The sequence below is a fragment of the Streptomyces sp. NPDC059002 genome (assembly GCF_042740435.1).
Classification (GTDB): Bacteria; Actinomycetota; Actinomycetes; order Streptomycetales; family Streptomycetaceae; genus Streptomyces.
The window spans coordinates 48,236-56,595 of record NZ_JBHYJI010000064.1; the positions used below are offsets into that span (position 1 = coordinate 48,236).

The following is an 8,360-nucleotide window of genomic DNA, read 5'->3' on the forward strand; positions in this document are numbered from 1 at the left end:
CGGTCGGGCCGAGCCCGCTGAGCGCTGTGTGCTACCGCCCAGTTGTGGAAAACTCCGTCACCCGATGGGGGGATTTCCCGCCATGGATACGCCGCCCGGCGCCCCCGCCACCCGCACGTACTGCTCCCTGACCTCGCGGTACCGCAGCAGCTCCGCCGCCACCGGATCGAGGACCCGCGCCCTTCCGCACCCGGCGGCCGCCTCCCGCAACCGCCTCTCCGCGTCGAGGCCGTAGCGCCGCGCGGGCCCCCGCGCCGCCATCCGGCTCGCCCACTCCACGCACGGACCGCCCACGATGCCCGCCAGCATCAGCAGCACCGGCACGCCCAGGTTCGGCTCGGCGATCCCGATGATCTGCCCCACCAGCCAGAGCCCGCCCACGACTTGCAGCAGCGTCATCGCCGCCTGCGCGAGGACCGCGACCGGCCACCAGCCGGGCCGCGGCGGCCGCCCCGTCGGCACCCCCGCGGTCACCGCGAGGTCGTCGAGCGCCTCGGGCAGCCCCTCGGCGCCGCGCACCGCCGCCTCCCGCACCGCCTGCCCCCAGGGCGCGGGCAGCCCCGTCGCCGCCTCGTCGGCCACCGTGCGCACGGCGTGCTCCACGCGCTGCCGCGCCGTCGCCTCCTCGTCCGCGGGGGCGAGCGCCACCGGCCCCGCGCCGATCTGCGGCGCACGCTGCGCCTCGTACCAGCGCCACAGCCTGAGCCAGGGGTCGCCGCACGCCTTGCCCGCGTTCCTGCGCCAGGACCGCTCCGCCGCGTCCCCCGCCGCGGTCGCCCCCACGGCGTCCGCGAGCCGGTCGGCGAACTCCTCGCGCGCCTCCTCGCTGAGCCCGATCCGCCCGCGCCCCCGCCCCGACGGCGCCCCGTCGACGTACACGGGACGCAGCCGTGCGGCGGCCGCATCCAGGTCGGCCGAGATCCGGCGGGCCGCGGCACCCCGCTCCTGGGTGAACTGGCCGAGCGCGTCGCGCAGTTCACCGAGTCCTTCGCCGGTCAGCGCGGAGAGCGCGAGGACGGTGGCGCCGGGCTCGCCGTGCTCGCCGAGCGCGATGCCGTCCTCATCCAGGAGCCGCCGCAGATCGTCGAGCACCTGGTCGGCGGCGTCCCCGGGGAGCCGGTCGATCTGGTTGAGCACCACGAAGGTGACCTCCGCATGGCCCGCCATGGGCCGCAGATAGCGCTCGTGGAGCATCGCGTCGGCGTACTTCTCCGGGTCCACGACCCAGATGACGGCGTCGACGAGCGCCAGGATCCTGTCGACCTGCTCGCGGTGCTCACCGACCGCCGAGTCGTGGTCGGGCAGATCGACCAGTACGAGCCCCTGGAGATCGTCGGCGCCCGCCCCCTGGAGCGGGCGCCGCCGCAGCCGTCCCGGGATGCCGAGCCGGTCGAGCAGCCCGGCCGCGCCGTCCGTCCAGCTACACCCGATGGGCGCGGCGGTGGTCGGCCTGCGCACGCCGGTCTCCGAGATCATCACCCCGGCGAGCGCGTTGAACAGGGTCGACTTCCCGCTGCCCGTGGCGCCCGCGATGGCGACGACGGTGTGCCGTTCGGAGAGTCGGCGCCGGGCGGCGGCCTCGTCCAGGACGCGGCCCGCCTCGGCGAGCGTGCCGCCGTCGAGGCGGGTGCGGGAGAGTCCGACGAGCTCGCGCAGCGCGTCGAGCCGCGCGCGGAGCGGCCCTTCGTACGACGTGGGTGTCCCGGACGGGGCGTACGCGCGCGTGCCGGTGTCGGAGCCGCTGCCGGAGTCCCTGGGTCCGCCCGCCACGCGCCGTGCGATGAGGCCGTCGTCCCAGGCGCCTTCGGAGCCGCCGTCCGGACGTCCCTGCCGCTTGGGGCGCTCGTCGTGCTCGGTGTGATCGGCGTGATCAGTGACGGCGGTCATGCGGTCACCTCTCCTTCTGCAGTACGGACAGGGCGGCGATCAGCTCGGCCTGGGGTTCGGGGTGGACGTCGAGGGCGTCCAGGGGGGCGAGCCGCCGCTCCCGTTCGGCGGCGAGCACCTTCTCCAGGTAGTCGGTGAGCAGACGCCCGCCCCGGTCGCGCAGCCGGACCGCGCCCTGGGCGCCGATCCGCTCGGCGAGGATCTCGCCTGCCGCGCGCGCCCTGCGCCCGCCGAGCAGGGCGGTGGCGAGGAGGGCGGCGACCACTTCGGGGTCCGGCAGGGGGCTCTTGTCGACCCTCTCGATGCCGCGGACCTCCTCCTCGGCGTACTCCTCAAGGACCCGCCGCCATCTGCGGACGGCCATCCCGATGCGGTGCTCGGCGCTCTCCACCTCCGGATCGCGGTCGGCGAGCCCCTGGGCGCCCGCCGCGGGTTCGCGGCGCCAGGCCTCGTCGATGCGTTCGTCGGCTGCGGTGACGGCGCACAGCAGCAGGGCCTCCAGGCTCTCGGCGATGGCGTCGAGCAGCTCCCCGGGGCCGCAGTCCAGCGGATAGCTGCGCCACCGCTTCAGGGCGCCTCCCGCGAGCACGCCGCCCGCCTGCAAACGCCCCCTCACGCGCGCGTGCTCGTTCTCGTACGCCTCGTCGACGGCGGAGGTGAGCCGCAGCGCTGCCGCGTACTGCGCGGCGACGGCGCTCGCGAGTTCGGGCATCCGTACGTTGAGCGAGCCGATGACGCCGTGTGCGGTGCGTGCGACGGCCTGGTCGCGGGCGGCGGGTTCCTGGACGCGGTGGGTGAGCCAGGCGCGCAGCGGCGCGACGGCGGTGGCGGGGAGCAGCCCGCCGCCGCCCGCGGACTCGGGCAGCTCGGGGACGGTGAACCGCGGTACGTCGCCGAGACCCGCTTTCGCGAGCAGCGCCCCGTACTGCCGCGACACCTCGGTCACGACCTGGTGGGGGACGCGGTCGAGGACGGTGACGAGGGTGGCGTCGTGCTCCTTGGCGGTACGCAGCAGGTGCCAGGGCACGGCGTCGGCGTAGCGCGACGCGGTGGTGACCATGACCCACACATCGGCCGCGGAGATCAGCTCGGCGGCAAGCACCCGGTTGTCGGCGACGAGCGAGTCGACGTCGGGGGCGTCGAGGAGTGCCAGCCCCCGAGGCAGGCTCTCCGCGGTCTCGATCCGCAACGCGCGCTCGCCGTCGGGCCCGCCCCCGATGTCCAGAAGGTCGTCGTCACCGCCGTCGCCTTCGTCCTCATCCCCCTCCAAGGGCTGTCCCTGGGGCATCCACACGCGCGTGAGGTCGGGCAGGACGCGCATCCCCGCGAACCAGCGGTGATCGTCCGGGTGGCAGACGAGCACCGGCGTACGCGTCGTGGGCCGCAGCACCCCCGCCTCGCTGACCTGCCGCCCCACCAGGGAGTTCACCAAGGTGGACTTGCCCGCTCCGGTGGACCCGCCGACGACGGCGAGGAGGGGCGCTTCGGGCGCCTTCAGCCGGGGCACGAGATAGTCATCGAGCTGCGCGAGAAGCTCATCCCGGTTGGCACGCGCGCGTGGCGCCCCCGGAAGGGGGAGCGGAAAGCGTGCGGCGGCGACACGCTCGCGCAGGGCGGAGAGTGCGTCAAGCAACTGAGGCCGTACGTCCAAGGTCACCACATGCGAAGAATGCCCAATTTTGGCGGCTTTCTGAAGCATATGGGCGTCTCTGCGCGCCGATCGGACACAGGGGATGGAAGGGGCGACTGGGGCGCAGGCATAACGAGTGCACAACACCCGGGGCGTGAGACGCCAAAAGCGATGCGAGATTCGCACCTGCCTGCGATTATCAGGACCGCTTCACCGAACCTCCACATCACGGCGCGGAGGCGAAGCACCAGGGACAGGGCCCCGGGAGCCCTATCCTTGTCCCCGGCAAGGTCACGGATCTCCCCCACATCCGGACTCCATGCCACCCGGCCACACCCGGCCCCCGTAGCTCAGTGGATAGAGCAGGCGCCTTCTAAGCGCTTGGCCGCAGGTTCGAGTCCTGCCGGGGGCGCTCATGTTCGTGCAAGCTCAGCACCGTCTGACCACCTGCCGCCCGCCACGGTTGTGGCAGCGTCCGGTGCGGTAGTTGACGTGCCCCCGGTGAAGCCCCGCCCCTAGCCAGCGCAGTCGGCCCGGGCCGTGGCTGGTTCGCCTGCGTGGATGATTGAGTCGAGCATGGTGTGGGCGGCTTGGAGTTCTTTGATGGAGTGGCTCAGGCGTTCGCGTTCGTTCTTGAGGTCCTGGGCCATTTCTTCGCAGGTGGGGGCCAGGATGGCGCCCTCGTCGGCCATGCAGGGCAGCACTTCCCGGATCAGGTCGGTGTTCAGCCCGGCGGCGAGCAGGATGCGGATGCGGCGCACGGTGGCGACATCGGATTCGTCGAACTCGCGGTAGCCGCTGGCGCGTCGCTGCGGTCGCAGCAGTCCTTGCTCCTCGTAGTACCGAAGGCCCCTGGCGCTGACGCCGGTCCGCTTCGACAGCTCGCCGATGAACATGTGACTCCCGGCACAGAAGTTTGACTCTGACGTCAATGTCAAGCTTTAGCGTAACCGCCATGTCTACCAGCCAGAGCACCCAGCAGTCCTCAGCCGTCGCCCCGAAGCCCCTGGCGGGCAAGAAGGCCGTCGTCACCGGCGGCACCCTCGGCATGGGCCGGGCCATCGTCCAGGCCCTGACCGACCGTGGCGCCGAAGTGATCTACACCGGACGCAGCGAACAGCGTCTCGCCGAGGCCCAGGCGGCGCTCGGCACCCCGCTGGCCCACCCGGTGCGCTCCGACGCCACGGACGCCGGCGCCATCGCCGCCCTCGGGAACCAGGTCGCCGAGCGCTTCGGCGGCTTCGACTACCTGTTCGTCAATCAGGGCATAGCCGAGTTCCAGACGCTCGAAGAGGTCACCGAGGAGTCGTGGGACCGCATCTTCGACGTCAACGCCAAGGGCGCCTTCTTCACCGTGCAGCGGCTGGCGCCGCTGCTGTCCGAGGGCGGCTCGATCGTGTTCACCACCGTCTCCAACGACCAGATCTTCCCCGGCCTCAGCGCCTACTCCGGGGCGAAGGAGGCCGTCGCCGCCTTCTCCAAGGTGCTCGCCGCCGAGCTGCTCCCCCGCAAGATCCGCGTCAACGCGATCGCCCCCGGCTTCATCCTCACCCCCACCATGGGCGTCGCCGAACTGGCCGAGGAGCAGCGCGCCGAGTTCATCGAACAGGGCAACGCCTCCACGCCGATGGGCCGCGGAGGCACCGTGGAGGAGGTCGCGGCCGCCGCGCTGTACCTGGCCGTCGACGCCACCTTCACCACCGGCGTGGAGCTGCCCGTGGACGGCGGATTCGGCCAGGGCATCGGCGAATGACAGGCCCCTGCCTGCCGTAGTTCCTCAGGAGTGCCAGCGGTTGCGGCCGTCGGAGCCGGGGCCGCAGATCATGGGCGTGCCCTTCTTGGTGACGCCGGGTGCTCCCGGGGTGTCGCAGAACGAGCCGGGGTGGACCACACCCACCCCGCCGCCGGAGGACGAGGAGCCGCCGCCGCTCGAACTGTCGTCGCCGGAGGAGCCGGAGCCGCCGGTGCTGCCGCTGCCGGTGCCGGTGTCGCCCGTACCGGTGTCGCCGGTCGATCCGTTGTCCGGGGCAGGGTCGCGCGTGGGCTCCGGGTGCAGCTCCGTGCCCTCGCGCTTCGGGCACGCGGTGCCCGGTGCCACCAGGTGCAGGGTCGGGTCGGCGTACGCGCGTATGAGCGTCTTGCCCGCCGTCGGGCCCTGGAAGCAGACGATCCAGTCGTCATGGTTCTTGGGCAGGTCTACGTCCGTGTAGGCGCTGTACGCGCGGATGTCGCCGTCGATCAGCTCGCCGATCGTCCTCGACGCCTGTGCGTACGTCTTCGTCACGACGCCCGGCATGGGTGCCTCGCTCGGCGTCGGCGTCGGTGTCGGCGTGGGCTCGGCCGTCGTTTCGGAGGGGGTGGGGGCGGCGGTTGCCGTCGGCTTCGGGTCGGCCGCCGCCTCCTTCTTCTCGGGCGGGTCCTGGAAGAGGATGAACACGAACCACAGGAGCGCGAGGACCGAGGCGATGATCTTCGTCTTCGGCTTCCAGGTGCCCAGCCAGGCGAGCACGATGCCGGCCGGGGGAATGAAGACCAGCAGCACGATGATCAGGGCCGGGTGCTGCCACCAGCGCCGGGAGGGCGTGGCGGGCGGGCCGTAGGGGTGCGGCGGATAAGGGGACGAGGCGGACATGATGCTCCGACGTAATGAAGTGGGGGGAGTCGGACAGTTTAGCTCATTGGTCTAGTCCATTGACCCGGCTCGTTGACCTGGTCCATTGACCCGGTTCATCGGCCTGGTTCATTGGCCTGGTTCATTGGCCTGGTTCATCGGCCCGGTTCATCGGCCCGGTTCATCGGCCCGGTTCATTTCCGATCAATCACCACGACCATGGTGGGCTCGGCATGCCGCCCCTAGACTTGCAGAGTTCTGCAATTCGCCAGTTGTCTTGATGGGCAGGTCGCGGGGTGGTGCCGGGTGGGCGGGTTCGTCGAGGCCGTCCTGGAGCGGGTGCGGGCGGCGCGTGCCGCGCTGGATGCAGCCCTTGAGGCCGGGGACGCCTATGAAGTGGCCGTGGCGCGGGACGAGTTGGACGATGCGCTGCGACTGGCCCGTATCCATGGCATCGGTGCCGGTACGGACGAGGGGTGAGCGCGGTGCCGGTTCCGTTGTACGAGGCGAAGGCGGAGTTCGGCCGTGTTGCGCCGGTCCGGGATCGTGACCGCCACCCGCACCGGGTCGACCGTCGTGTACGAGCTGGGCGGCGGCGACGTGGCCGAACTGCTGGCCGCCGCGCGGCGGATCCTGTCGGTGTTGCTGGCCGGGCAGCAGGATCTGCTGGAGGAGCTGCGCCGGGCGGACGTGGCGACATGAGGGGTACGAGGAGTACGAGGAGTACGAGGGGTACGAGGGGTACGAGGGGTACGAGGGGCACGCCCTTCCCCGACAAGCCCCCGCCGGGCCAAGGCGGTCGCCTCCCGCCGTCCAGCGCTGGGCTTCCCCGAGCTCTCGACTGCGCTCGAGCAGGGGAACCCCATGCGCACGCGAGGCGACCGCCGCTCTGACGCCGTCTACGACGGCGGTTTCCCCTCCCCCTGGCCCGCCCGCAGATCGGCGAGCAGTTCGGCCTGACCGGCCAGGACGCCGGACAGGATCGTCCGCGCCACCTTCAACAGCTCGGCCACGTGCGGGCTGGTCAGCGAGTAGTAGACGGTGGAGCCCTCCTTGCGGGTCACCACCAGATTGGCCCGGCGCAGCACCGCGAGCTGCTGGGAGAGGTGCGCGGGTTCGATGCCCACCTCGGGCAGCATCTCCGCGACCGCGTGCTCGCGCTCGCTCAGCAGCTCAAGGACGCGGATGCGCGCCGGATGGCCGAGGGTCTTGAAGAACTCGGCCTTCAATTGGTACAGCGGCGTGCTCATGCCGACATCGCCTCCCCCGCTGACCGGCACATCAGTACCGGCCGGACTTCGGCGCATCGCATCCACCCACTCATCACAGACATGCGGCTTATCCTCGCCCGCGCGGCCGACCTAACCGAATCCGCGCGCGAGGAACAGCCGCCTGAACCCCATGGTGACGAACTCAGGAGTTGCCAACTTTAGCAACTTCATACGACCTGGAGAGGCAGAGCGAGCCAGCTGGACAGGCCGAGCGATCCCGCTGGAGAGGCAGGGCGCCCCGGCTAGAGAGGCAGGGTGATCCAGATCGATTTGCCCTGTCCGTCGGCGTCGCCGCGCACGACGGCGGTGCCGCCGAGGCCGAGGGTGAGTTCCATGACGGTGACCAGGCCGCCGCGTTCGGCCTCCGGGCCGGTGGCCGCGCCGTACAGCGACGGCTGGTAGGGGTGGCGATCGTGCACGCCGAAGGCCAGGCAGTGCTCGCCCGCCGCGTAGATGACCGTCGTCTGCGGGGACGCGGTGGCCGTGTGGCGGACGGCGTTGGCGACCAGTTCGCTGAGGATCAGCAGGGCCGGTCCCACGGTGGGGTGGCGCGGGTTCACGCCCAGCTCGGTCAGGACGTGCTCGGTGGTCTCGCGGGCAAGCCGGACGGCGGACGGCATGGTCGGCACGGTCAGGACGTGGCGGTAGGGCAGCGCTTCGAGCTGGGTCACGGCCGGGTCAGTCCTCCGCACGGGTGAGGCGGAAACCGGCGACGGTCTGCGGGTGGATGCGCAGCAGGGTGTCGTGCGGTCCGTGGGTCAGGGCGGGGAGGGTGCGGTGGTAGTGGGCGGCCTCGTCGGGGTCGGTGATGAGCTCGGTGGGGCCGCTGGCGGTGACGGACCAGCCGGTGCCGGTCGCGGTGCGGACCTCGTCGACGTGGTACGTGGCGGTGGCGGGGACCGCGGCGGCGGGTGCGGGGGTGCGTACGACGAGGCGGCCGAACTCCCACAGGTGCCGGGCC

Annotated in this window: 9 protein-coding genes, 1 tRNA gene and 1 pseudogene; 4 read left to right on the plus strand and 7 right to left on the minus strand. The window is 71.9% G+C overall.

The annotated features are described in order from the left end of the window. Positions 1–57 precede the first annotated feature (57 nt). Both ACFWZ2_RS36445 and ACFWZ2_RS36450 read right to left on the minus strand, forming a co-directional pair. A complete protein-coding gene (locus ACFWZ2_RS36445) occupies positions 58–1,887 on the minus strand; it encodes a GTPase (RefSeq protein WP_384553213.1) in 1,830 nt (609 codons plus the stop codon). 4 nt (positions 1,888–1,891) lie between these two features. Next, a complete protein-coding gene (locus ACFWZ2_RS36450) occupies positions 1,892–3,586 on the minus strand; it encodes a dynamin family protein (protein WP_384553215.1) in 1,695 nt (564 codons plus the stop codon). A 270-nt stretch (positions 3,587–3,856) separates the two neighbouring features. Between ACFWZ2_RS36450 and ACFWZ2_RS36455 the strand changes: the two genes are divergently transcribed. Next, positions 3,857–3,929, plus strand: a tRNA-Arg gene (locus tag ACFWZ2_RS36455). Positions 3,930–4,032: 103 nt separating this feature from the next. Here ACFWZ2_RS36455 and ACFWZ2_RS36460 read toward each other — a convergent pair. Then, positions 4,033–4,413 (minus strand): MerR family transcriptional regulator, encoded by a 381-nt coding sequence (locus ACFWZ2_RS36460; RefSeq protein ID WP_384553217.1) that lies wholly within the window; start codon positions 4,411–4,413, stop codon positions 4,033–4,035. A 59-nt stretch (positions 4,414–4,472) separates the two neighbouring features. Between ACFWZ2_RS36460 and ACFWZ2_RS36465 the strand changes: the two genes are divergently transcribed. Beyond that, entirely contained in the window at positions 4,473–5,270 is a 798-nt protein-coding gene (locus ACFWZ2_RS36465) for an SDR family NAD(P)-dependent oxidoreductase (protein ID WP_384553219.1), read from the plus strand. Between the two features lie 24 nt (positions 5,271–5,294). Here the strand turns inward: ACFWZ2_RS36465 and ACFWZ2_RS36470 are convergent, their stop codons facing one another. Next, positions 5,295–6,149, minus strand: coding sequence for a hypothetical protein (locus ACFWZ2_RS36470; RefSeq protein WP_384553221.1), 855 nt, complete (start codon positions 6,147–6,149; stop codon positions 5,295–5,297). A gap of 285 nt (positions 6,150–6,434) precedes the next feature. On the opposite strand from ACFWZ2_RS36470, the gene ACFWZ2_RS36475 reads away from it, so the two are divergent. Next, positions 6,435–6,608 carry a hypothetical protein gene (locus tag ACFWZ2_RS36475; protein ID WP_384553223.1) on the plus strand — a complete coding sequence of 58 codons (174 nt, stop codon included), beginning with the start codon at positions 6,435–6,437 and terminating at the stop codon, positions 6,606–6,608. A gap of 42 nt (positions 6,609–6,650) precedes the next feature. Next, positions 6,651–6,830 (plus strand): annotated as a pseudogene (locus ACFWZ2_RS36480) (transcriptional regulator); the annotation flags it as partial. Positions 6,831–7,027: 197 nt separating this feature from the next. On the opposite strand, the gene ACFWZ2_RS36485 reads toward ACFWZ2_RS36480, so the two are convergent. The 3 genes from ACFWZ2_RS36485 to ACFWZ2_RS36495 all read right to left on the minus strand — a co-directional run. Continuing rightward, positions 7,028–7,378, minus strand: coding sequence for an ArsR/SmtB family transcription factor (locus ACFWZ2_RS36485; protein ID WP_384553225.1), 351 nt, complete (start codon positions 7,376–7,378; stop codon positions 7,028–7,030). Positions 7,379–7,641: 263 nt separating this feature from the next. Continuing rightward, entirely contained in the window at positions 7,642–8,019 is a 378-nt protein-coding gene (locus ACFWZ2_RS36490) for an ATP-binding protein (RefSeq protein ID WP_384553236.1), read from the minus strand. Positions 8,020–8,077: 58 nt separating this feature from the next. Continuing rightward, positions 8,078–8,360: pyridoxamine 5'-phosphate oxidase family protein (locus ACFWZ2_RS36495; RefSeq protein WP_384553227.1), on the minus strand; the 283-nt coding region annotated here is incomplete at its 5' end.